Source organism: Pseudoduganella sp. GW821-FHT12E03, assembly GCF_058807115.1.
The window spans coordinates 589,951-614,103 of sequence record NZ_JBXAQJ010000002.1 but is presented as its reverse complement, the minus strand read 5'-3'; the positions used below and the strand labels follow the sequence as shown (position 1 = coordinate 614,103).

20 protein-coding genes and 3 tRNA genes are annotated in these 24,153 nt (G+C 61.5%); 2 read left to right on the top strand and 21 right to left on the bottom strand.

The genetic code is table 11. The annotated features are described in order from the left end of the window. Window positions 1-23: 23 nt before the first annotated feature. The 8 genes from AC1RRC_RS06470 to AC1RRC_RS06435 all read right to left on the bottom strand — a co-directional run bounded on the left by AC1RRC_RS06470 (window position 24) and on the right by AC1RRC_RS06435 (window position 10,176). Entirely contained in the window at window positions 24-4,676 is a 4,653-nt protein-coding gene (locus tag AC1RRC_RS06470) for a PilC/PilY family type IV pilus protein (RefSeq protein ID WP_493054436.1), read from the bottom strand. Between the two features lie 11 nt (window positions 4,677-4,687). Next, on the bottom strand, window positions 4,688-5,290 hold the full coding sequence (locus AC1RRC_RS06465) for a pilus assembly PilX family protein (RefSeq protein WP_493054435.1): 603 nt from the start codon (window positions 5,288-5,290) through the stop codon (window positions 4,688-4,690). Beyond that, on the bottom strand, window positions 5,287-6,465 hold the full coding sequence (locus AC1RRC_RS06460; RefSeq protein WP_493054434.1) for a PilW family protein: 1,179 nt from the start codon (window positions 6,463-6,465) through the stop codon (window positions 5,287-5,289). The genes AC1RRC_RS06465 and AC1RRC_RS06460 overlap by 4 nt, the downstream gene beginning before the upstream one ends. A gap of 5 nt (window positions 6,466-6,470) precedes the next feature. Then, on the bottom strand, window positions 6,471-6,896 hold the full coding sequence (locus AC1RRC_RS06455) for a hypothetical protein (protein ID WP_493054433.1): 426 nt from the start codon (window positions 6,894-6,896) through the stop codon (window positions 6,471-6,473). Beyond that, entirely contained in the window at window positions 6,893-7,546 is a 654-nt protein-coding gene (locus AC1RRC_RS06450; RefSeq protein ID WP_493054432.1) for a pilus assembly FimT family protein, read from the bottom strand. Before AC1RRC_RS06450 ends, AC1RRC_RS06455 begins: the two co-directional genes overlap by 4 nt. Next, window positions 7,534-7,974, bottom strand: coding sequence for a type IV pilin protein (locus tag AC1RRC_RS06445; RefSeq protein ID WP_493054431.1), 441 nt, complete (start codon window positions 7,972-7,974; stop codon window positions 7,534-7,536). The genes AC1RRC_RS06450 and AC1RRC_RS06445 overlap by 13 nt, the downstream gene beginning before the upstream one ends. Window positions 7,975-8,087: 113 nt before the next feature. Further along, window positions 8,088-9,485: a sensor histidine kinase gene (locus AC1RRC_RS06440; RefSeq protein WP_493054430.1), complete on the bottom strand. Its 1,398-nt coding sequence runs from the start codon at window positions 9,483-9,485 to the stop codon at window positions 8,088-8,090. Continuing rightward, window positions 9,478-10,176, bottom strand: a complete 699-nt coding sequence (locus AC1RRC_RS06435; protein ID WP_493054429.1) for a response regulator transcription factor — start codon at window positions 10,174-10,176, stop codon at window positions 9,478-9,480. Before AC1RRC_RS06435 ends, AC1RRC_RS06440 begins: the two co-directional genes overlap by 8 nt. Before the next feature lie 113 nt (window positions 10,177-10,289). Between AC1RRC_RS06435 and AC1RRC_RS06430 the strand changes: the two genes are divergently transcribed. Further along, entirely contained in the window at window positions 10,290-12,323 is a 2,034-nt protein-coding gene (locus AC1RRC_RS06430; protein ID WP_493054428.1) for a methyl-accepting chemotaxis protein, read from the top strand. A 228-nt stretch (window positions 12,324-12,551) separates the two neighbouring features. After that, window positions 12,552-13,373, top strand: coding sequence for a Crp/Fnr family transcriptional regulator (locus AC1RRC_RS06425; protein WP_493054427.1), 822 nt, complete (start codon window positions 12,552-12,554; stop codon window positions 13,371-13,373). On the opposite strand, the gene AC1RRC_RS06420 is transcribed toward AC1RRC_RS06425, so the two are convergent. The 13 genes from AC1RRC_RS06420 to AC1RRC_RS06360 form a co-directional block, all read right to left on the bottom strand. Further along, window positions 13,270-14,790, bottom strand: a complete 1,521-nt coding sequence (locus tag AC1RRC_RS06420; protein ID WP_493054426.1) for a CHASE3 domain-containing protein — start codon at window positions 14,788-14,790, stop codon at window positions 13,270-13,272. The two genes, AC1RRC_RS06425 and AC1RRC_RS06420, sit on opposite strands and share 104 nt — an antisense overlap. Window positions 14,791-14,986: 196 nt before the next feature. Continuing rightward, window positions 14,987-15,619, bottom strand: a complete 633-nt coding sequence (locus tag AC1RRC_RS06415) for a response regulator (RefSeq protein ID WP_493054425.1) — start codon at window positions 15,617-15,619, stop codon at window positions 14,987-14,989. 191 nt (window positions 15,620-15,810) lie between these two features. Next, complete coding sequence (locus AC1RRC_RS06410; protein ID WP_493054424.1) at window positions 15,811-16,224, bottom strand: MerR family transcriptional regulator; 414 nt, start codon at window positions 16,222-16,224, stop codon at window positions 15,811-15,813. 13 nt (window positions 16,225-16,237) lie between these two features. Beyond that, complete coding sequence (locus AC1RRC_RS06405; RefSeq protein WP_493054423.1) at window positions 16,238-16,585, bottom strand: integration host factor subunit alpha; 348 nt, start codon at window positions 16,583-16,585, stop codon at window positions 16,238-16,240. A gap of 191 nt (window positions 16,586-16,776) precedes the next feature. After that, on the bottom strand, window positions 16,777-19,203 hold the full coding sequence (gene pheT, locus AC1RRC_RS06400; RefSeq protein WP_493054422.1) for a phenylalanine--tRNA ligase subunit beta: 2,427 nt from the start codon (window positions 19,201-19,203) through the stop codon (window positions 16,777-16,779). 25 nt (window positions 19,204-19,228) lie between these two features. Further along, complete coding sequence (gene pheS, locus AC1RRC_RS06395; RefSeq protein WP_493054421.1) at window positions 19,229-20,245, bottom strand: phenylalanine--tRNA ligase subunit alpha; 1,017 nt, start codon at window positions 20,243-20,245, stop codon at window positions 19,229-19,231. A 102-nt stretch (window positions 20,246-20,347) separates the two neighbouring features. Beyond that, the gene (gene rplT, locus AC1RRC_RS06390; RefSeq protein WP_493054420.1) at window positions 20,348-20,707 is read right to left on the bottom strand and encodes a 50S ribosomal protein L20; all 360 of its coding nucleotides are present in this window, start codon (window positions 20,705-20,707) and stop codon (window positions 20,348-20,350) included. Window positions 20,708-20,732: 25 nt separating this feature from the next. Beyond that, a complete protein-coding gene (rpmI, locus tag AC1RRC_RS06385; protein WP_493054419.1) occupies window positions 20,733-20,930 on the bottom strand; it encodes a 50S ribosomal protein L35 in 198 nt (65 codons plus the stop codon). A gap of 210 nt (window positions 20,931-21,140) precedes the next feature. Further along, a complete protein-coding gene (infC, locus tag AC1RRC_RS06380) occupies window positions 21,141-21,677 on the bottom strand; it encodes a translation initiation factor IF-3 (RefSeq protein WP_493054418.1) in 537 nt (178 codons plus the stop codon). A gap of 36 nt (window positions 21,678-21,713) precedes the next feature. Continuing rightward, the gene (thrS, locus tag AC1RRC_RS06375; RefSeq protein WP_493054417.1) at window positions 21,714-23,621 is read right to left on the bottom strand and encodes a threonine--tRNA ligase; all 1,908 of its coding nucleotides are present in this window, start codon (window positions 23,619-23,621) and stop codon (window positions 21,714-21,716) included. 212 nt (window positions 23,622-23,833) lie between these two features. Further along, window positions 23,834-23,910 (bottom strand) — tRNA-Val (locus AC1RRC_RS06370). Window positions 23,911-23,954: 44 nt separating this feature from the next. Next, window positions 23,955-24,031 (bottom strand) — tRNA-Val (locus tag AC1RRC_RS06365). Between the two features lie 44 nt (window positions 24,032-24,075). Further along, window positions 24,076-24,152, bottom strand: a tRNA-Val gene (locus tag AC1RRC_RS06360). Between the last annotated feature and the right edge of the window lies 1 nt (window position 24,153).

Below are 24,153 nucleotides of genomic sequence, written 5' to 3'. Positions count from 1 at the left end.
ACCAGTTGACGGCGGTAGCCTGCTTAGTCGTTCTTGATCCTGCGCCAGCCAACGCGGTGGGCGGCGGCGGAATTGAGTTCCGTTAGCGGCTTGGTCAGCATTTCACCCTTGGCGGTGGTGGTGATCATTTTCAGTTCCCCCTTCGGCAAGCGGATGATGATGAAACCCACGGCGGCGGACGTGTTCGACAAAGTGCCGCCGGCAATGGTGCCCGTCACGGCATTGCCGTTGCAGACATTGACGCTGTACACGTTGGACGAACCGCCCACCGAGCATGACGACGATGAACTCGGGATATTCGTCACTACGTTGGCCACGCCACTGACGACTTTCGGGTCCAGGTTCATCCGTTCGCCCAGGTTCAGGTTCCAGTCGAAATACCAGCCGCTCTTGGTGGCCAGGTCCACCGCCGTGTTGGACACCGCGTAGGTATTGACGTTGCTGCTGGAACCTTGCAGCGAAATCGTTTGACGCACCATGTCCGCCGCGCTCCGGATCGTGACAAAGGTATCCTTGTCGCGGATCAGGTACAGGCTCTGGGTATCGGTGTTGGTGGTGTCCGGCACGTCCAGCAGCCGCCCGGTGCCGAACAGCACCACGCGCTGGGCAAACAGCGCGCCGCTGCTGTCGGTGGCGGCGCACAGCGTGACTTCCGGCCGCGTGGTGATCGGCTGCAAGGTGCCCGAATCGGCCAGGTTCATCACCGACACGGCGCCCGCCGCATTGGTCAGGTCGAACCGCCACAGCTTGCCGTCGTTGTCGCCGCCATACACGTAGGTGATGACCGGATCGGTGGCCGGGTCGTCCGTGATGGCGGTGATTTTCGCAAAGCCGGAAGGGGTCGTGGTGTTGCCGGAACCGGTCGACACTTTTTTCAGGATGGCGCCGGTCGCCACGTCGATGATGTACAGGATGCCCTGCCCGGTACCGGTGTTGACGCCATCGACACCGGGCACATTGTTATAGCCCGAGGTCAGCAACACCACCCAGCGGTTTTGCCACATGCCATATTGCGCGTTACCGAACGTCAGGCCGATATCGGCATCGTTGATGGCGCAGACCGTGGAGTCGGCACAGATTTCCCACAGCGCGGTCGGATTGGCAGGATCCGTTACGTCCAGCGCATAGTAACCGCGCCCGCCACCATTCAAGCCCGCCACCAGCACGGTCCGCCACACGCCGCCGATCTGCACATCCCCCAGTTCCGGCGAGCCGTCGGTGCTGAAGAAGTGGTTGGTGCCATAGGTGGTGCTGGCCAGTGCATACAATTTTTTCATCGTAATGCGCGGCATGTACGCCCACAGCTCCTCACCCGTCGATGCTTTGAACGCGTGCAGCATGCCGTCGTTCGCCGCGGTAAACACGGTGGCGGACCGGCCCGCGTTGTCGCTCTTGAACGTCTCATAGCCCGCCAGCGTATAGCTCTTGCGCGGGTCGCGCATATAGGCCGGCTTCGACGATGCAATGTCGCCCAGCACGATCGGCAACGGCGCGCTGGCGCCGGCCGGAGTGTAGCTGGTCAGCGAATACGCGCGGAACACGGAATCATCGGCATAGGTTTGCACGCCGCGCAGCCAGTTCACGACATTGGTGCCGTCGTTGACAATGGCCCGGTCCGTAGTCGACAGCAAGGTGCACTGCGACAGCAACGAGCATTTATTATCGAACCACGTTTTTTCCGTCGTGCTCAGCGCCGAATACTTAAACTCCTTCAACGCCGGTGTGGCCGACGCCGTGTTGATCATGTAAATCAGGCGGGTATCCGTCAGCGCTTTCAAGCCGACCGTGTCGGAACTGGTCCACGTGATGGAAGTGCTGACCTCACCGGTGGCGGCATCGATCTTGCGGTCGGTCAGCTCACCATACCATTTCACGGTGGTGAAGGTGTCCGAGAAGATGTCATTGTCCTGCTGCGAAATGTTCGGCGTCGAGGTTGCCGCGGCGGCCGCCGCGCCGACCGACACCTGCATGTTGGCCAGCGCGGTGGACAAGCCCTCCACCACTTCCTTCGGTTGATTGGCGCTGAAATATTTGCCATGGCCATTGATGGCGGCGTGCCACAGGTCGTCCACCCGCTCCTGCACGGTGCTGGCAGTGCTGGACGTTTGCGGATCGGGCCAGACATAGGCGCCGCCGCCATTCCACGAACAGCCCGACGTCACGCCGGTGATCAGGTTGTAAAAGTCGCCGCCGACCTTGGGCGCCGTATCGTAATTGGCTTCATAGGTCATCACGCCATCCATGCCCAGGCCCAGCGTGTACGTGTTCATGTGCAGGTGGGTGTTTTCGCCGCCGGCGGCGGGCACCTGCCCCGGTTTCGTCATGTCCGGCTCCAGGGAAGGCCGCAGCGACACCGTGCCCGTGTTGGAGCCGCCGTTATACCAGTACAGCGCGACGTCGGCGATCGATTGCTGCGATTGCACGCGCGGATCGACACAACCGCGCGCCGTGGTGCAGAAGCGGTCGGCGCTTTCCACGTTGTCGTTGTTGAGCACCGTGGTCGACGCGCCGCCGTTCCAGTAGCCGTCGGTAGTCAGGATCAGGAAGTTCGGCTGGCACGGGTACTGCACCACTTCCTGGCCGGACGCGTAGTTGTACGGGCTCTGGTTGGCAAACATCTTGCCCACGCTGTCCATCGCGGTGCGGATCGGCGTCGAGCCGCTGGTGGTGGTGTTGTACAGCGTGGAATACCAGTTGGTGCGCGCGGTGCCGACAAAGTCGGCCGGCTTCAGGTCGATGGCCGAACCGGCGCCGGCGTTCGACAGCTTCACATAGCCGACCCGGTAATTGCTGTTGATGGCGGCGAACGCGATGCCGACGGCGGTCTTCATCATTTGCAACCGGCTCTTGTAGTACGTGTACCAGTTGGCGAAATTCGTCATTTCCTCGGCATAGGTGCAAACCCCGGCCGTCGCCACGCAATCGACGCGGTCGGTGCCTTTCGCGTACGTGCTGCCGGACGTCAGGTTGACGCGCACGAAGGTGCTGGGCGCTTCCGAACCGGTGGATAAAGCCGCCGTCGTGGTCGGGATGCTGTCGGTGACGGCCGACGATGCCGCCACATAGCCGGAGCCGGCCGTATAGGTGAATGCAATCGAGCCGCCGGCCGTCAAGGTGCCGGTGGACGGGGTATTGGAATTGCTGTTGATGGTAGTGTCGACCAGGCAAATTTTCGTGTTGTTTTGCGCCTGGCACACCGACGTCACGCTATTGCCGCCGACATAGGCGCGGATCGTGCCGCCAGTACCAATGGCCGACACGATGGTGCTGGTCACCTGGCTGGCGCTGCGGTTGTTGCCCAGGTTGACGTTGCTGGCCAGCGTCGAGCCGCCCCAGGTGACACTGGCCACCCGGGGCGTGCCGCTGTTGGACGTGGTGCCGGAGACGCCGATGATCGCGGTCGGCGACACCCGCGACACCGCAGCCGTCACCGTGACGGTGGGCGCATTGACGGTAATGCCCCAGCCGGAACGGCTGCTGTCATTGACGGTCAGGCAGGTGGCCACCGACTTGCTGCCGGTGCAGACCACCGGCACCACGGCCACCACGCTGTCCGACGTCAGCGTGATGCCAAAGGTCGAGCAGGCCGGCACGGTCGGCTGGCCGATCGGCGTCTTTACGCATGCATAGTACTGGTTGGTCAGGCCGGTGCGCGCGATGATGCTGGCGGCCAGCGCGCTGGCCAGGGTTTGCTGTTTCAGCGCGCTATTGGTGCCGGTCGATGCCGTTACCGTGCCATTGGTGATGGTGCGCGCCGTGCTGGGGTCGGGGATGGTGGCGCTGGTGATGGTCATCGATGCGCCGGACGAGGACGCGCCGATCGTGATGGTGCCGTACGACGCGGTGGCGCCGCTGGCGGTCGAATAGCGCGGATAGATATAGCTGCCGACACGCTTGGCCTGGCAATTGATCAGGGTGGTGTCGGTACACCAGCGCACCTTGGCCGGCACCGGATAGCCGGACGGCGCCGCCGCGCCCGCCGCCGTGGACTTGCACACGGTCATGGTCTCGTTGGTGCAGTATTCGGCCGTGGAAATCGTGTAGTAGTACGGGCTGGTGGCAATCGCGGTCGGATACCGGTATGTCGCGTCCGGATACGTGTAGGTCGCGGTATTAGTCCGGCAATCGGTGCCGCCGGACACGGTACACCACTTCAGGTCCGGGAATTCCGTGGTCAGGTTGATCGTGGTGTCGCTGGCCGCATACAAATTCCGGTTATAAACGCCGAAACCATCGCTGGCCACATTGGTCCAGTTGGTGGTGTTGGCGGCCGTCTGTTCGTTGTAATAGGTGCCGTCGGCCTTGATCGGCGGCTGGTAGCGGATTTTCGGGTTGTAGATCTGCCGGTTGAAATCCGGCGACATGAACGGCGGATGGCCAACGTCGCACGCCATTTGCCCGTTCGACAGCTTGGCGGCTGAGCGGCACAGGTTGTCGTTGATATAGTCCGGCGTGTAGTGCTGTTCCATCGAGCCGGAATTGTCGAACAACAGCATCAGGTTGGGCTTCACGCTGCCGGTGCCGGAAATGTTCAGCAGCGGCACTTGCGCAATATTGGTGGTCGCGGCCATGGCCGGCGTGGCCAGGGCCGACGCCAGCGCCAGCGCGGTGGCGGCAACAGCGGCGAGGAGCGCCTTGCCCTGCGGGCGGGCGCGGTGGGTAGGGATGGCGTGCATGGTCATTTCCTTCAGGGTCCCATCATCACCACGGCCTGGGTGACGACATTGCCGCCCTTCGCGCCGTAAATGCGCGCGGTGACGACATAATGCAATTCGGGGATGGCGTTGTATTCGGAGCGGTCCGACGACAGGCTTTCGCCCAGCCGGCTGGCGGAACCCACCTTGCTCTTGGACGACGTCAGGGTGCAGCGGTTGGCGGGCGCCGTCGCGTTGTAGTCGCCCGTAAACATGCACATGCGGTGGATCACGTATTCGATCTGATTGCCGGCGGTGTCGGTCACGTGGGCCGCGCCTTCCCAATAGTCGCTGTTATTCACGGAAATCGCGGGATTGACCGTGGCGCGGTAACCGTTGACGGAATCGTGGTTCAGCAGGGTTTCCTTGGACACCGTGGACAGGTACTGGAACGCCGTGTGCAAGCCCAGGTCGGCCGCCTTCGACATGGCCGAGTCATACGCCAGGTTGGCGGTCGCCATGGTGCTGGAAGTGGTGGATTTCACCAGGTACAGGCTGCTGATCAGCATCACCGTCAGCAGGATCAGCACGATCGGCAGCGCCATGCCGCGCTGGCGCCGGCGCTTCAACGCAATGGTCGGGGTTTGCCGCATCATGTCGGCCTCCAGCCGGAATTACGGATCGGGACGATCGATTCAAACACCCGGTAGCGGTAGCACTTCCAGTCAAACGGATCGTTGGCGAGCGCCACCGGCGCCGTCACGGACACCGCCGTCACGCCCGACGGGCTGGCGGTGGAAAACACCACCGGCGCGACCGTGGTGGCGGTACAGGCGCCCGAACTGCCCGGCTTTTCCGGCGCCGCGCTGCGCGCCACGATGGCGATGCGGACCGCCGCCACCCGCCGATAGTCCCCGGCGTTGCCGACGCCGCTGACGCCATCGGCATCGATCATGGTGTTCGACCATTGCAGCACCTGCATCGACGACGCCGCATCGAACACCGCCGCGGCGCGGGTGTCGAAGCCGTATTGCGCCTTCAGCGCGACGATATTGCTGACCACGGCCACGCCGGCCGCGGTCGCGCCTTCCAGGTTGCTGGCGCGCAGGGTCAGCACGCCGTTGGCGGCGGTCCACGTGTGCAGCGCCAGATTGCGGGCCGGCCCCAGGTTGAACACCCTGGCCCGGCCCGCCCCATAACTGTTGCTGCCCAGCGAACCGCTGTTGAACCGGTTGCCGTCGCCGCTGGAAAACTGCAACGACGAGGTCAGCGGGTCGGCGCTCAGTTGCGCCATCGCGCAATTGCCGCCCGATGGTTCGGTCGCCACCACGATGGCGTCGCCGGCGGAAAAACCAAACGGCGCCTGGGTATCGATGTCGAGCGTATCGGCGCCAGCATACAGCGAACGCACCTTGACCGAGCCGACGCCGGTCTGCGAGGTACCGGCGTACAGGCTGATGGTGTCCGAACCGGCGCTGCTGTTCTGGATGATCACCGGCGCCAGCGGCGTGCGGTTGGCGCCGCTGCTGGCGTCGATGGCCAGTTCAAAGTTGCTGGTGTCGGTGAAGGTGGTGTCACAGCCGGTCAGCAACTCATCGTTCAGGCCCCATCCGGCCTGGGCCGCGTCTTCGTTGATGGAAAACAGCGCCAGCATGCCGTTTTGCATCTGGTCCGAACCACCGAGCGAAGTCGATTTGTTTTGTTCCGCACTGACCAGCATGCGGGTGGCGAAGGTCATGGCCAGCAAGCCCACCGCCATGGCCACCATCAGTTCGACCACGGAAAAACCGCGGGCGGATGTCAGGGCTTTTATGGTTTTTAGGGAGTTCATGGTCTTCAAGAGGCGTTGGCCACGTAAGAAGTCAGCTGGTGGCGGTTTTCCGCGCCGCCGGTCTTGCGGGTCCAGCGGATCGTGATGTCGACACGGGTGCGGCCGGTTTCCGGCGTCACGGTGACGGCGACCGTGGCGTTCGGGATGCGCGTCCTGGTATCCGTCACCCAGGGCGCCAGCACCGCGTTGGGCGTGCCGCTCTCGGCGACCGCGTACGACGCCAGATTGGTCGCATCGTTGCTCATAATGCCCAGCAAGGTATCGCCGGCGATTGTGGCTTCGGCGCGCATGCCGGCGTCGGTCAGTGCGGAATACGCGCGCGCCTGCATCCCAACCGTGCCCAGCAGGCCGATGCCGAGGATCAGGATGGCAATAATGGCTTCGAGCATGGCCACGCCGCGCTGCGCCCTGGTGGAATTGAGCTTTTTCATGGTGGACAGGCCCTGGAATCGGGCGCGGACAAGGTCGGGTTGCACTTGGTGGCGATGCCTGCAAGGGTGACCGCCACCGCCGTCACGGGAATGCTGCTGGCGTAGCTGGTGGCGGGATCGAGGCGGATGCGGGTCAGGCGGTTTTCTATCGTGGTATCGACCCAGCCCAGCGGCGTGAAGTAAATTTCCGATGCGCCGGACGGTTCGATGCTAGGCTGTAAGATGTCCGATTGCGGCAGCGCACCGGCGTCACGGAACACGGATTTGTAGCCGGCGGTGGCGCCCAGCGGGTCGTTCGTCGCAGGGGTGCTGGTGCTGGACCAACTGCCGGTGGCATTGGTGCAGCGGATATCGGCGGCCGGATAGCAGACATCGACGCGCCAGTCCATCTGGCCATTGGTGACATTCGGCGTCAGCACGATGCGTGCCGACGCGTTGCGCGCCACAGCTTCGCGCCGCGCCAGGGCAAAGCCATCGGCGTAAAATTCGGAAGCCGATGCCGCCTTGTTGGTCACGACCCAGTTCGACATCATCGGCATGCCGATCGACATCACGATGGCCACGATGGCCAGGCCGATCGCCAGCTCGACGAACGTAACGCCAGCCTGCGCCCGCGCCGGCCTCAGCGTGGTGGGGGTCAGTTGGAACATGCCCCACCCTTGCGGTCGACCCAGCACGTGGTGCTGGTGCCCCAGCCGGTCGGCGAACCGGTGGTGGTTTTGGCGCCGGTCTGGTCGATCGTGTACACGAAGCCGGCGGCCTTGCCCAGCCCGGTCGCGGTGACCGTATACGCCGAGGTCGACGCGCCGGACAGCGCATAGCTGAAATTGGTGGTGGCGGCCGGGAATGAAGTGGATCCATCGAAACCGACATAGGTGCGGTTATTGGCCCAGAACTGTTCGGCCGACGCCTGCGCCCCGCCCAGCGCCGTGAACGCTTCAGCCAGGCGGCCACGCGTCACGTAATCGGTATACGCAGGCACCGCCACCGCCGACAGGATGCCCACGATCGCGACCGTGATCATCACTTCCATCAGCGTGTAGCCGGTTGCATAAACTGCCTGTATGCGTCGCTTCATTGCGTTCTCCGAGGTTGCATGGCCCCATGCCATACCACCATCGTAGCAATGCAAGCTTGCATTTCCCTGAGGAAATGCTGACAGTTTCCTGACAAGGAATTCAGGCGGGAAATTCAGGCGGGGAAACGCACTGTGAACAAGGCGCCAACACCCTTTGCTCCGCTGCCAACTCCCACCGTGGCGCCGTGCACCGCGGCGATGTCACGCACGATGGCCAGGCCCAGACCACTGCCGGTGAGCTTGCTGTCGAGGCGTACATGGCGGTCGAACACCGCGCTGCGCAACTCGGTTGGAATGCCGGGACCGGAATCTTCCACTTCCAGCACCGCACCCTGCCCTGCGGCCTGGCGGCAACGCACCGTCACCACGCCGCGCTCCGGGGTATAGCGCAGGGCATTGTCGGTCAAGTTATCGATCAGGTCGCGCAACAGGAAACGTTCGCCGCGCACCCATGCCGGGTCCAGTTCAAAACCCAGGTCGATCTGCTTGCGGGCGGCCTGCTCGACAAATTGCTGGACGCACTCGCCGAGCACGGCATCGAGCCGCAGCGGTTCCAGCGCGGCGCTGTCAAACTGGCCGGATTCCGCGCGCGCCAGCGCCAGCAATTGGCGGCTTTGGCGCGCCATGCGGGCGGTGGCCGTCAGCATCAGCGCCACCGCCTGCGCGGTTTCCGCATCGGTATGGCGCTGGGCCAGCCACTCCAGCTGCGCTTGCAGTCCCGCCAGCGGGGTGCGCAACTGGTGCGCCGCATCGGCCAGGAAATCCTGCTGCGCCTGCGCCGCGTCCCGGACCCGCGCCAGCAAGCCGTTGAACGCATGCACCACCGGTTCCAGTTCATACGGCACGCCGGCGGCGGGGATCGGCGCCAGGTCGTCGCGGCCGCGCGCATTCAAGTGGCTGCGCATGCGCGCCAGTGGCCGCAGGCCGTTGGTGACGGAAAACCAGGCCAGTCCCGCGCAGCCCAGGGTGGCCAGCGCGCCCAGCACCAGCAAGGCGCGGAACGCCGCCTGGCGGATTTGCGCGCGCATGCGCACTGTCTTGGCCACGCCGATGATGGCGACCCGCTCGCCCCGCACGATGCGCAGCGCCACGATACGCACCGCTTCCCCGCGCGCCACGTCGTCATAGGCCACCGGCCGGCCGGATTTGGCCGGCGCGCGCAGCGGCGGGAAATCGCCGTCGCCCGCCACCAGGGCGCCACTGGTGTCGCGCACCGTAAACGCCACGTGGTCGATATCGCCGCTGCGCAGCACCTGCTCCGCCTGCGGCGGCAAATCCATGCGCCAGACCCCACCCTTGACATCGAGCCGCGCCCCCAGCGCGCCGGCCGCGTCGAACAGGTTCTGGTCGTAGGCCATTTGCGCCGGCAGCCAGGCCAGCACATAGGTCAGGGCGCCGCCGGCCAGGCTGACCAGGATGAACGGCGCGATCAGCCATTTCAGCAGGCGCAGGCGGATGCTGTCAGTGCGCGCGGCGCGCACATCGTCCGGTATGTCCGGCGCCTCAGGCATCGGCCGGCGGCGAGGTCGGGGTGGCGGGTTCCAGCATGTAGCCAAAGCCGCGGATCGTGCGGATGGTGATCCCGGCATCGGCGATTTTTAAGCGCAGGCGCGAGATATACACTTCCACCGCATTCAAGGTCATGTCATCGCCGAATGGCAGGATGGCGTCGATGATCTGCTGCTTCGATACCACGCGCGAGCCGTGCAGCAGCAGGTATTCCAGCACCGCCCATTCACGCGCGGACAGTTCGATCCCGCGTTCACCGATGCGGGCGCGGCGCGCCACCGCGTCCAGCGCCAGCTCGCCCATCGCCAGCACCTGCGGTTTCGGCGCATGGCGGCGCGCCAGCGCGCGCACCCGCGCCACCAGTTCCGGCATGGCAAACGGCTTGACCAGGTAATCGTCGGCGCCCAGTTCCAGCCCCCTCACCCGGTCTTCCACCGCGTCGCGCGCCGTCAGCAACAGCACCGGCGTGGCGGCGCCGCGCGCGCGCAGGCGGCGCACCACTTCAAAACCGTCGATGCCGGGCAAGCCGATGTCGAGCACCACCACGGCGATTCCTTCTCCTTCGCTGGTGCCCAGCATGGCGTCGGCATCGCTGCCGTTTTTCAGCACGTCGACCGCCATCCCGTGTCCGCTCAGGATACGGTGCAGGCCATCGGCCAGGACGGCGTCATCTTCCACTACCAAAACGTGCATCGGCTGCCTTTCATGGGTTCCGGCCTACTATAGAGCGCACCTTGCGATTCATCAAGCTGTCATATTGGGGAGGCATTATTGCGCGGCGGCAATTTTAATCAAACGAGATCACGATGAAAACCTTCCTGACACCAGCCATCGCCCTGATGCAGCGCTTGCGCCTGTTCCCCAAGTTTATGCTTGTTACCCTGGTGTTCCTGTTGCCCTTGCTGATGGTGACGTCCCTGCTGATGCTCGAGCTGAACAAATCCATCGACGTTACCGGCCGCGAACAGCGCGGCGTGGCCTACCTGCAGCAAGTGCAAGACCTGACCCGCATGGTGCAGCAGCACCGCGCGCTCGAGCGCCTGCGCCTGGCCGCGCACCAGCCGGCCGATGGCGCGCCTTTGCGCGCCGGGGTCGAACAGCGCATCCTGCGGCTCGACGCCTGGCAAGCCACCACGGCGGACCTGGCGGCGCTGCCGGAATGGGCGGCGGCGCGCCGGGCGTGGACCACCCTGGCGGAACGCCAGGCCAAGGGGGAGTCGGACGCCAAGGACAGCGCCAAACTGCACGGCGCGCTGCTTGCCCAGCTGGGCAAGCTGGCCACCGCCGTGGCCGACCGCTCCAGCCTGAGCCTCGATCCGCAAGTGCAAACCTATTACCTGATTGCCGCCTTTACCCGCTCGCTGCCGGATATCGCGGAAGATTTATCGGTGATCGGCGCCCACGGCGGCGCCTACATCGACAGCGGCTTGTTTGAAGCAAATGAAGACCAGATGGTCAACGCCACGGCCATGATCGCGCGCCACAACCTCGACCGCGTGCCGGGCCAGGTGGCGGCCATGCTGCAGCATAATCCGACGCTGGGCGCCGCGCTGCAATCGCACCAGGCGGCGACAGGCAATGCGCTGGCCTTCCTGGAACGCACCAAAAATGAAGTCACCAATTCCTATAACCAGACTTCCGGCAAGGAATTTACCGGCGCGGCGAATGCCGCCATCGATGGCCTGTATGGCTTCGGCGGCGCCTGCGCCAAGGCGCTGGACCAGTTGCTGGCCGAGCGCATGGCGGACGACCAGTGGCGCCGCAACTTGATGCTGGCCGGGGTGCTGGCGGCGATCGGCGTGGCGGCTTTCCTGTTCGCCGGCTTTTATTTGTCGTTCTCGCGCGATGTCGGCAGCCTGAACCAGGCCGTGCGCGCCGCGGCGGCGGGCGACCTGACCCTGGCGATCGCCTCGCCGGCACGCGATGAAATCGGCAGCCTGGTCAATGCCTTTGGCGGCATGACGGCATCGCTGGCGACCCTGGTCGGCGACATCCGCAGCGGCGCCGGCAGGATTGCCAGCGGTGCCGACGAACTGGCCGGCGGCAATACCGAATTGTCCGGCCATACCGTGTCGCAGGCGGAAGATTTGTCGGAAACCGCCGCCTCGATGCGCCAGTTGACCGCCACCGTGCAGCGCAACGCGGCGCACGCGGCCAGCGGCCGCCAGTTGGTGCAGTCGGCCTCCGATATCGCCCGCCACGGCGGCCAAAAGGTTGCCGCCGTGGTCGATACCATGGCCGCCATCCGCGCCAGTTCCGACAAGATCCGCGATATCACCGGCGTGATCGATGGCATCGCGTTCCAGACCAATATCCTCGCGCTGAACGCGGCGGTGGAAGCGGCGCGCGCCGGCGAAGCGGGCCGGGGCTTTGCCGTGGTGGCCAGCGAAGTGCGGTCGCTGGCGCAGCGCTCCGCCTCCGCCGCCAGGGAAATCAAGTTGCTGATCGAAGATTCGGTCTCGCGGGTGGAAGCCGGCCATGCGCAGGCCGGCGCGGCGGGCGCCACGATGGACCAGGTGGTGCATTCGGTGCAACAAACAGCATCGATTATTGCGCAGATCAGTGAAGCGGAAGCCGCCCAACGGGAACAGATCGAACAGGTGGACCGCGCGCTGGCCCGCATCGATGACATGACCCGCCAGAATGGCGCGCTGGTCCTGCAAGCGTCGGCCGGCGCGGACAGCCTGCACGAGGAAGCCGTGCACCTGGGCGCGGCGGTCAGCCGCTTCCGCCTCGACCAGGAACCGGGGCACGACGGCCATTTGCCCACCGTGGCCTTGCCCCTCGAATGGAGCGCCAACAAGCCCAGCCTGGTGTCGCGCAAGCGGCTGATAGGCTGACCGGCCTGTCGGCTGATGCAGCTGAACAAAGTTTCCGTAGGAATAGACTTACAAAGCGCCATGCTCCCTGCCTACACGGGGGCGGAGAACCGTCTTATGTTCGTAAGCTACACAAGAACTTAAAGTACTAACAACGCAATCGATAAAGTGGGACGAGAACAGAAGTCCCACCCGATGTTCATCATTGGCGTCGCATTGCAATCATGTACTTAAGCTTGTGAGGAAAAAATGAACAGCACCCAACTTGACAGCGACTTCGGTCACGCCGGCGGCCACCCATCCGTCGCACGGATGGACCCGGACTCGCCGGAATTCAAAGTTGCGTCCCGGCCCGTGGTCAGCTACAGCGGCGCCCAGCAAAACGAACTGCTGGCGGCCCTGCCCCGTGATGTCCTGGAATCCCTGTTTGAACACCTGGAACTGGTCGCGCTGCCCTTCGGGAAAGAGTTGTTTGAGTATGGCAGCAAACTGGAAAACGTGTATTTTCCCACCACTTCAATCGTGTCGCTGCTGTATGTCATGGAAGATGGCGCCACCACGGAAATCGCGGTGGTCGGCCATGAAGGCGTGGTCGGCGTGTCGATGTTCCCCGGCGAGCGCGCCATGTGCAGCGCCGTGGTGCAAAGCGCCGGTTACGGCTACCGCCTGAAAGCGCAGGCGCTGCGCGATTGCTTCAACCAGGGCGGCGCCCTACCGCAATTACTGATGCGCTACAACCACGCGCTATTCGCGCAAATGGCGCAAAACGCGGTGGGCGGCCGTCACAGCTCGATCGAACAAAAGCTGTGCCGCTGGCTGCTGGACCGGCTCGACCGCTCCGCTTCCAACGAGTTGAAAGTCACGCAGGAAATGATTTCCATCATGCTGGGCGTGCGCCGCGAAAGCATCACGGCCGCCGCCGGCAAATTGCAGGAAGACGGCATGATCACCTACCGCCGCGGCAACATCACTGTGCTTGATCGTGCAGGCTTGGAGCGCTACGCGGGGGAATGCTATAAGGTGGCAAAGACGGAATATGACCGTCTGCTGGTGGACGTGGCAGGCTGCTGAAATCCGGCCGGCCAGGCACTTTGGCCGGCGTATGGCGCAGCGGGATATGCACTTCGATACAGGTACCCTGCTCGTTGCGGCCACGGCGGATGGTCAGGGTGCCGCCCAGCAGCAAGGCCCGTTCGCGCATCCCCAGCAGGCCGTGCGACATGGGTTTCACAATGGTGTTCGATGCAATCCCGATGCCATCGTCAATCACCCGCAACGTCAAAATCTCTTCCGCGCATTGCAGGGTCACCGTGACGTGGCTGGCTTTGGCATATTTGCGGATATTGGTCAGCGATTCCTGCACGATGCGGAACAACGCAATGGCCAGGCTGCTGTCGCGTGACTTGGCGATGCTGTCGATGTGGCTCGCCACATCGGTGTCGCACGGGACATTCGACAGGCGCGTAAATTCCTGGCAATAGCTTTCGATCGCCGCGCACAGGCCGAGATTATCCAGCAGGCTGGGACGCAGGTTTTCAATAATGCGGCGCTTCATCTCCACGGTATCGACCAGAGTGGCGCGGGCGCGCTTCAATTGCAGCGCCAGTTCCGGATGGGTCTTTTGCAGTTGCTGCATGACCGCCGCGATATCCATGGAAATCGAGGTCAGGTTGGCGCCCATTTCATCGTGCAGTTCGCGCGACAGGCGGACTTTTTCTTCTTCGCTGATGCTGATCAGGTGGCGCGACAAGACCGACAATTGTTCGGTACGCTGCTCGACCGTGGATTCCAGGTTTTCGTTGGCCGATTGCAGCGCCTGCTCGGCCGCCGCACGGTTCATGAAACTGCGCCGCACTTGCTGGTAAAACGCGATCAGGACGATGATGGCGACGGCATTGATGCCCATCCCGAGCCAGATGGCCTTATGGTATTCATCATAAAAGCCTTCGCTGCGTTTCTTCAGCATTTCGTTTTGTTCCTGCACCATGATCACCACTTGCAGGCGAATTTCATCCATGGCGGAACGCTCGTCGCTGACTTTGGCGATGTTGACGATTTCATCCAGTCCGCCATGGCGGTAGACCTCGATGGCTTGCGTCATCAGCGCCAGCTTGCGCCGCACCAGGCTGCGCAATTGCGTCAGGTTTTTCAGCTGGGCCGGATTTTCCGCCAGCAGTTTTTCCAGCTCCGTGAATTCGGCTTCGGTCTCGGCGGCCACGGTGCGGGTCGGCCCAAGGTAAGATTCCTTGGCGGACGTGAAATAGCCGCGCATGCTGCTTTCCGCATCGAGCACCAGCACATTCAGGTATTGCAGCCGCTCCGCCACGCGCGAAGTTTGCGCCAGCTGAGTATTGGCGCCCCGCAGCGACTGCAGGTTCAGGTACAGGCTGAAGCCATTGGCAATCAGGATCAGTGCACAGGTGATGCACAGAACCGTCTTGTAAATGGGCAGCTTCTGTTGCGGCGCTCTGTCGACTGTGAAATACATTTACTTCCTTCGCTGGTGATCTATCGCAAAGCTGGGCCAATTATAGACCGTGCGGAAATTTGCCGCAGCGCACAAGTTTCTACAGTGCGCAGGTTTTGCAGACAGGAAAAATGAAGAAAGTTCGGCGGGGTTGCAGGAGTTGCAGTGGAATTCCCGGGTCAAACTGGGCGGCATGGCGCCACCCACCCGGCGTGCGTCATTCCAGCAAATTGTTCTTCATTGCGTAATACGTCAGGTCGCTGTTCGATTGCAGCCCCATCTTTTCCATGATGCGGGTGCGGTAGGTACTGACGGTCTTAATGCTGAGCGACAGCGCGACACCGATATCGGACACGGTGGCGCCACGCGCCAGGCGCAAAAACACCTGGAATTCGCGGTCCGACAATTCCGTATGGGGGGCGGTGTTCGGATCGCGGTCGAAACTTTGTGCCAGCAATTCCCCCACTTGCGAACTGACATAGCGGCGGCCCTGATGGACGGTGCGCACAGCCGACATCAATTCTTCCGCTTCACATTCCTTGTTCAGATAGCCATTGGCGCCCATTTTGAACAGGTTCAGGGCATATTGCTGGGCCGGATAGCCGGACAGGATCAAGACCGGCAAATCCGGCTGACCCTGGCGGATCGTGCGCAAGGTGTCCACGCCGGACTGGTCCGGCATGGCGATGTCGAGCAACAGCACATCGCAAATTTCGCGGCGTGCAATATCCAGTGCTTCGCGGCCGGTGCTGCCCTCGGCAACGACGGAAAATTCATCCGAAGATGAAAAAATCTGCTTGAAGCCGGCCCTTACTATCTGATGATCGTCACAAATGGCAACGCGTATCATTGATTCCCTCGTGTCTTCCTCGCATGGGAGAAAACCCACACCGCCGACGACTCATTTACTATCATCATTTACTATCAAAATAGTAACATTAATATTGTAGCACCGCCATTCTACACTTCTCTGCCGTGCTACGGATTTTCACTTGCGGGGCGGGACGGACCGGCGCGAAAAAAAAGACGCACAAGCGCCTCTTATTCCACCGCTTTCAGCAAGTCCAGGATGGCCAGCAATTCCGTGCGCACCATGCCCCGGTCCAGCGGCGGCGGTTGCACAGGCTGCGCCTCGCGCCCCACTTCTTCATCATACTCCGCATGCACGGCAGCCGCGCCACGGCTATCGAGTTTATTACGGGCGCCACTGATGGTGAACCCCTGCTCATATAACAATTCCCGTATACGCCGTATCAGCAACACTTCATGGTGCTGGTAATAGCGCCGGTTGCCGCGCCGCTTGACCGGTTTCAGCTGCGTGAATTCCTGTTCCCAGTAGCGCAGCACATGCGGCTTCACGCCGCACAGCTCGCTCACCTCGCCGATCGTGAAATACCGCTTGGCCGGGATGGGCGGCAATACCGCCGGATCAGACTTGCCGAGACGATCGTTCATGGGCGCCACTCACTTAAGCGGCACGCGCCAGTGTATTGCTTTCTTCGACCATGCCCTTGAGCTTTTGGCTGGCGTGGAAAGTCACCACACGGCGTGCGGTAATCGGAATTTCTTCGCCGGTTTTCGGATTGCGGCCCGGACGCTGCGGCTTATCGCGCAGCTGGAAATTGCCAAATCCGGACAATTTGACGGCTTCGCCGCGCTCCAGCGCGTTGCGGATTTCGTCAAAGAAGGTTTCCACCATGTCCTTGGCTTCGCGCTTGTTCAGGCCGACCTGCTCAAACAGCAGTTCCGCCAGCTCAGCCTTGGTCAAGGTTGGCATATCCTTTTCAGCAGCCTGGCGCACCTTGGCCACCAGCATGGCGCTGTGCAGCTCCGCATCCAGGGCGGACTGGAGTACGTTGTTATCGACGTCGTTGTTGTTAATTTTGCTGCCTCTAAATTTACGTAGATTTCACAACAGGCGGCATGCTCCGTGGGGCGGCTTTTACAAAGCCGCCTGCATGCAGCCCGGCGGCGCAATGGCGGCTTGTAAAAGCCGCCCTACGCAATTCAAGCGCGTGGTTTTGCGGCGTGTTTTTCAACGGCCGCCGCCGTTACAGCCGCCATCACAGCGTCCACCACATCGTCTTGCAGGGTGTTTTGAGTATCTTGCAAGCTAAAGCGGAAAGCAAGCGATTTTTCATCCGCTTCCAGTCCCTTGCCGCGATATTCATCAAACAAAACAATGGCTTGCACGAGCTTGCCGTGCGGACTTACTTGCAGTGCAGAATCGAATGCATCGAGCAGACCCTGGCCCGGCACGTCATGTTTGACCACCAGCGCCAGGTCGCGCGTGGCGCCCGGGAACTTGGAAATCTCGCTGTATTTTGGCACATCGCGTTGCTGCAAGGCAATAGCATCGACTTCGAACAGCACCGGGGCGTTCGGCAAGTCATACTTTTGCAGCCAGCGCGGGTGCAATTCACCGATAAAACCGATTTCCTTGCCATCGAGTTCCACGTTGGCCGAACGGCCCGGGTGCAGCGCCGGGTGCGTGGCTTTGGTGAAACGCAGCTGTTTAGGCGCGAACAAGTGTTCCAGGTCGGCCTTGACGTCGAAGAAGTCCACGTTGCGGGTATCCATCGCCCACTGCTCATCGGCCAGCGGACCATAGGCCAGCGCGGCGACGCGTTGCGGCTGGTCGTAGCCGGCGACCGTCAGCGGACCATCCTGGACCGATGCGTCGCGCTTGAACAGCGCGCCCACCTCGAACACGCGCACGCGGTTGGCCTTGCGGTTCAGGTTGTAGCGCACATTGGCGACCAGGCCGCCGATCAGGGTCGAGCGCATCACGCTCATCTGGCTGGCGATCGGGTTTTGCAGCTTGATCGGGTTGTCGTTCGCGGCGAAGTCCAGTTCCCACTGCGCTTCCACGAAGCTCATGTTGACCACTTCCTGGTAACCCAGGTCGGCCAGTTGGTGGCGCACGGCGAAGATGGAGCGGGTGTTCTCCAGCTCCAGTTTCATCGTGTTGGGCGCCACCGGCGCGACGGCCGGGATATTCTCGAAGCCATACACGCGCGCCACTTCTTCGATCAAGTCTTCCTCGATCTCGATGTCGAAACGGTACGACGGCGCCGTCACGGAAAACACGCCATTTTCCAGAGTGAACGGCAGCGCCAGGCGGGTGAAGATGTCGGCAATCACGGCATCGGTCAACGGCACGCCGATTACTTTTTGCGCGCGCGCGGTGCGCATGGTCACGGCCTTGACTTGCGGCAGGTTCACGACCTGGTCATCGACGGCGCCGACCCTGGTTTCCGGCGTGCCGCAGATTTCCACGATCAGCGACGTCAGGCGCTCCAGGTGTTCCGGGATGGTTGCGTAATCGACGCCGCGTTCAAAACGGTGCGCCGCGTCGGTCGAGAAGTTGTATTTGCGGGCGCGGCCCTGGATGGCTTGCGGCCACCAGAACGCGGCTTCCAGGTAAATCGCCGTGGTGTCCAGGCTGACGGCCGTGGCGTCGCCGCCCATGATACCGGCCAGCGATTCGAGTTCCTTGTCGTCGGCAATCACGCCCACCCAGTCGTCGACGGCAATGGTGTTGCCGTTCAACAGCTTCAGGGTTTCGCCCGCCTTGCCCCAGCGCACATCCAGGCTGCCGTGGATCTTGTCCATGTCGAACACGTGCGACGGACGGCCCAGTTCCAGCATCACATAGTTGGAAATGTCCACCAGCGCCGACAGCGAACGCATGCCGCTGCGCTCGATGCGCTGCTTCATCCATTCCGGCGTGGCGGCTTTCGCGTTCAGGCCACGGATCACACGGCCGGCAAAACGGCCGCACAGGTCCGGCGCCGACACTTTGACGGGCAACGTTTCATCCAGGGTGACCGGCACGGTGCGGAAGGTCGGCATCGTCAATGGCGCACCCGTCAGGGCCGCCACTTCCCGCGCCACGCCCAGCACCGACAGGCAATCCGCCTTGTTCGGGGTCAGCTTGATCGTGAACTTCAAGTCGTTCAAGGCGAAGTAATCGCGGAAGTTCTGGCCGGTCGGTGCATCGTCCGGCAACTCCAGCAAGCCGGAACCTTCTTCCGACAGTTTCAATTCTTTTGCCGAGCACAGCATGCCTTGCGACTCCACGCCGCGCAGCTGGCCCACCTTGATTTCAAACGGCTTGCCATCGGCGCCCGGCGGCAGCACGGCGCCGGCCATCGCGCACACGACTTTCAGGCCCGGGCGCACATTCGGCGCGCCGCAGACGATGTTGAGCAAGGTACCGGTGCCGACGTCCACCTGGCAGACATTGAGGCGGTCGGCGTTCGGGTGCTTGGCCATTTCACGCACGTGGCCCACCACCACGTTGTTGAACGGTGGCGCAACGGCTTCGACTTCTTCCACTTCCAGGCCGGACATGGTCAACAGGTGTGCCAGTTCATCCGACGTCATTTTCGGATCAACTAAAGTCCGCAGCCAATTTTCTGAGAATTGCATAATTATTTGGTCTCACGTAGGGCGGTTAATTGAATTGCTTCAGGAACCGCAAATCGCCTTCATAGAACAGGCGCAGGTCGTTGATGCCATAACGCAGCATCGTCAGGCGCTCGAGGCCGGAGCCGAACGCGAAGCCGATGTATTTTTCGGGATCCAGGCCGAAGTTGCGCACCACGGTCGGGTGTACCTGGCCCGAGCCCGACACTTCCAGCCAGCGGCCTTTCAACGGACCGGAGCCGAAGGCAATGTCGATCTCGGCCGACGGTTCCGTAAACGGGAAATACGATGGACGGAAGCGTACTTGCAAGTCGTCCGTTTCAAAGAACGCTTTCACGAAATTCAGGTATACGCCCTTCAAATCCGCAAACGAAATGTCTTCGGCAATCCACAGGCCTTCGACCTGGTGGAACATCGGCGAGTGCGTCGCGTCGCTATCCACACGGTAGGTGCGGCCGGGCGCGATGACCTTGATGGGCGGCTTGCTGTTGCGGGCATAGCGCACCTGCATCGGCGAGGTGTGGGTACGCAGCAGCAGCGGTTTGCCGGTGCTGTCGTTGCCGTCGATATAGAAGGTGTCTTGCATCGAACGGGCCGGATGGTTTTCCGGGCTGTTCAGTGCGGTGAAATTGGTCCAGTCGGTTTCGATTTCCGGGCCGCCGGCCACGTCGAAGCCGATCGAACGGAAGATTTGTTCCACCCGCTCCCAGGTGCGCATCACCGGGTGGATGCCGCCTTTGGCGCGGCCGCGGCCTGGCAGGGTGACATCGATTTCCTCGGCATTCAGGCGGGCCTGCAACTGGGCTTCGGCCATGGCGTCACGGCGCGCGGTCAGCGCGGCTTCGATCTGCACTTTGGCGGCATTGATCAGGGCGCCCTGCGCTTTTTTCGCATCGGGGTCCAGCTTGCCCAGGCCTTTCATCATTTCCGTGATCTGGCCGGTCTTGCCCAGGTATTTGGCTTTCGCATTTTCCAGTGCGGCGGCGTCTGCGGCGGCGATAAAGTCAGCACGGGCCGAGACGACGAGTTCTTCCAGGGTGTTCATCAGCAAAATTCCTGTCTTAGAAACCAAAAACGGGGCACAGGTTCACACCTTGCCCCGCTCTCAAGCGCCGCTTCGCAGCGGCGCAATGCCTGGTTGCTTCAGTTAAGCAGCAACGCTGGCTTTGACGGTGTTGACGATCGCAGCGAAAGCTGGCTTGTCAAACACGGCCATATCGGCCAGAACCTTACGGTCCAGTTCGATGTTTGCCTTTTTCAGGCCGTTCATGAACACGCTGTACGTCACGCCATGCTCACGGGAAGCGGCGTTGATACGGGCGATCCACAGACGACGGAATACGCGTTTCTTGTTACGACGGTCGCGGTAGGCGTACTGGCCAGCGCGCATCACTGCTTGCTTGGCAATACGGTATACCTTGCTGCGACGGCCGCGGTAACCCTTGGCGAGGTTCAGTACTTTTTTATGACGGGCACGCGCAGTAACCCCACGTTTTACTCGAGGCATAGTAGCTCCTTAGATGAGTGTGAGATTAAGCGGATGGCATCATACGCAGTACGGACGTTACATCCGACGCGTTGACATTACGGGTACCACGCAGCTGACGCTTGTTTTTGGTGGTTTTCTTGGTCAGGATGTGGCGTTTGAAAGCCATACCCGATTTCACAGTACCACCTGGACGCACGCGAAAACGTTTTTTCGCGGAGCTTTTGGTCTTCATTTTTGGCATAACACATCTGTCCTTTCGGACAGCTCCAAAGTAACAGGATTGCAGGTGGCAACAACTATGTCGCGCTTGTGTGCCTGCTTTCACTTGTTGATGCAGCAGCCTTGCCGGCTACTACACTTCGCGCACGGTGAAGTGCGCAAATTCAAGGCAAATCCCGGCGTACACAAGACCATTGAGTGGTCCTGCGCAACCGGAATCCGCGATTGTATCTTATTTTTTCTTCTTCGGGGCCAGAATCATGATCATCTGGCGGCCTTCCATCTTCGGGAATTGCTCGACCTGGCCATGCGGCTCCAGGTCAGCCTTCAGACGTTCCAGCATACGGAAGCCAATATCCTGGTGCGCCATCTCACGGCCACGGAAACGCAGCGTGATCTTGGTTTTGTCACCTTCCTCGAGGAACTTCACGAGGTTGCGCAGCTTGATATTGTAATCGCCATCATCGGTACCGGGACGGAATTTGACTTCCTTCACGGTAATGACTTTCTGCTTCAGTTTTGCTTCGTGAGCTTTCTTCTGCTCCGAATATTTGAACTTGCCGTAATCCATCAGGCGGCAGACCGGTGGGACCGCGTTTGGCGCGATTTCCACCAGGTCGACGTTCGCTTCTTCCGCCAGGCGGAAGGCTTCGGTCAGGCTCACGATACCGAGCGGTTCGTTTTCCACGCCCGACAGACGCATTTCGGGGTACGTGATTTCGCCATTGATGCGATGCTGCTTGTCAGTAGCTATTGTCTTTTCCTTCACAAATGATAAAAGGCCGGTATGCGAGTTTCCTCGGGATCAGGCTTTGGTTGCGACGTCTTGCAGAAGACGTTCAACCAGGGCGTCGATGGACATTACGCCCAGATCGACATTGCCACGCGCCCGCACGGCCACAGTATTGGCATCCCGCTCTTTGTCGCCCACAACCAGAATGTAAGGCATTTTTTGGACGGAATGTTCGCGTATTTTATACGTAATTTTTTCGTTCCGCAAATCGGTTTGGACGCGGAAGCCCTGTTTACGCAGCTTTGCCGCGACATCCTGGACGTAATCGGCCTGCGCATCGGAGATGTTCAGGATCGAGACCTGCACCGGCGCCAGCCACATTGGCAACGCACCGGCATAGTTCTCGATCAGGATGCCGATGAAGCGCTCCAGCGAACCGACGATCGCACGGTGCAGCATGACCGGGGTCTTGCGGCTGTTATCCATCGCCACGTACTCGGCGCCCAGGCGGCCCGGCATGAAGAAGTCGACCTGCATGGTGCCGACCTGCCATGGACGGCCCAGCGAATCCTTTAAATGGTATTCAATCTTCGGACCGTAGAACGCGCCCTCGCCCGGCAATTCCGTCCAGGTCACGCCGCACGCGCGCAGGCCGGCGCGCAGCGCCTCTTCCGCCTCATCCCACACGGCATCGTCGCCAATGCGGTTATCGGGGCGCAGCGCCAGCTTGACGTCGATGTTCTCGAAGTGGAAGTCCTTGTAGACATCCATCGCCTGCTGGTGGAAGGCCACCACTTCCGGCTCGATCTGCTCATGGGTGCAGAAGATGTGGCCATCGTCCTGGGTGAAGCCACGCACGCGCATGATGCCGTGCAGCGCGCCGGACGGCTCGTTGCGGTGGCACTGGCCGAATTCACCGTAGCGCAGCGGCAGATCGCGGTACGAACGCAGGTCGCTGTTGAAAATCTGCACGTGACCCGGGCAGTTCATCGGCTTCAGCGCGTACGAACGGTTTTCCGATTCCGTCACGAACATGTTTTCGCGGTAGTTTTCCCAGTGGCCGGTCTTGCCCCACAGCGACGCATCGAGGATTTGCGGCGCCTTGACTTCCTGGTAGCCGTTGTCCTGGTATTTCTTGCGCATGTATTGCTCGACTTGCTGCCAGATGGTCCAGCCTTTCGGATGCCAGAACACCAAACCAGGGGCCTCATCCTGGAAGTGGAAGAAGTCCAGCTGTTTGCCCAGTTTGCGGTGATCGCGCTTTTCCGCCTCTTCCAGCATGAACAGGTATTGCTCCTGGTCTTCCTTTTTCGCCCATGCGGTGCCATACACGCGCTGCAGCATTTCATTTTTCGAATCGCCGCGCCAGTAAGCGCCGGCCAGCTTCATCAGCTTGAACACTTTCAGCTTGCCGGTCGACGGCACGTGCGGGCCACGGCACAGGTCGGTGAAGCCGCCTTCCGAGTACAGCGAGACGTCCTGATCAGCCGGAATCGATGCAATGATTTCCGCCTTGTAGTGTTCGTTGATGGACTTGAAGTACGCCACCGCCTCATCGCGCGGCAATACCTTGCGCTCGACCTTTTCATCCTTCTTCGCCAGTTCAGCCATTTTCTTTTCAATGGCCACCAGGTCGTCCGGGGTGAACGGGCGCTTGTACGAGAAGTCGTAATAGAAGCCGTTTTCAATCACCGGGCCGATCGTCACTTGCGCGTCCGGGAACAATTCCTTGACGGCATAGGCCAGCAAGTGGGCGGTCGAGTGGCGGATCACGTCCAGACCTTCCGGATCCTTGTCGGTCACGATCGCCAGATCCACATCCTGCTCGATCAGGAACGAGGTATCAACGACTTTGCCATCGACCTTGCCGGCCAGGGCAGCCTTGCCCAGGCTGGTGCTGATACTGGAGGCCACCTGGGCCACCGTGACAGGGGCGTCAAATTGACGAACGGAACCATCGGGAAGACGGACTGCAACCATAATGCTCTCCAATCGGCCTGGGCCGGAAGTTAAGGGTCAAACCAAATAAATGAGGATACTGCAGGCGAAAAAAAACGCGGGCCAGCCGCGTTTTCTTTCAATGTGATGAGACGAAGAAAGCCGATCGACTAGCGTTACGTACTAACCTTGGTAGTAGTTCGCGGTGTCATAACCGGATTGCCTTTCTCGCTCTTATACAACAATGGTGTTGGTGGTGGGCGGTGCAGAATTCGAATCTGCGACCCCCTGGATGTCGACCAGGTATTCTAACCAGCTGAACTAACCGCCCTTGGTACTGCCTTGATACTGCTCAAACTATCTTACTACATGTTCTGGTGGGCGGTGAGGAATTCGAATCCCCGACCCCTTGGATGTCGACCAAGTATTCTAACCAGCTGAACTAACCGCCCGTATTTTTACTGCAACTTTACCGCAACAACATGACTACAAAAACTGGTGGGCGGTGCAGAATTCGAATCTGCGACCCCCTGGATGTCGACCAGGTATTCTAACCAGCTGAACTAACCGCCCG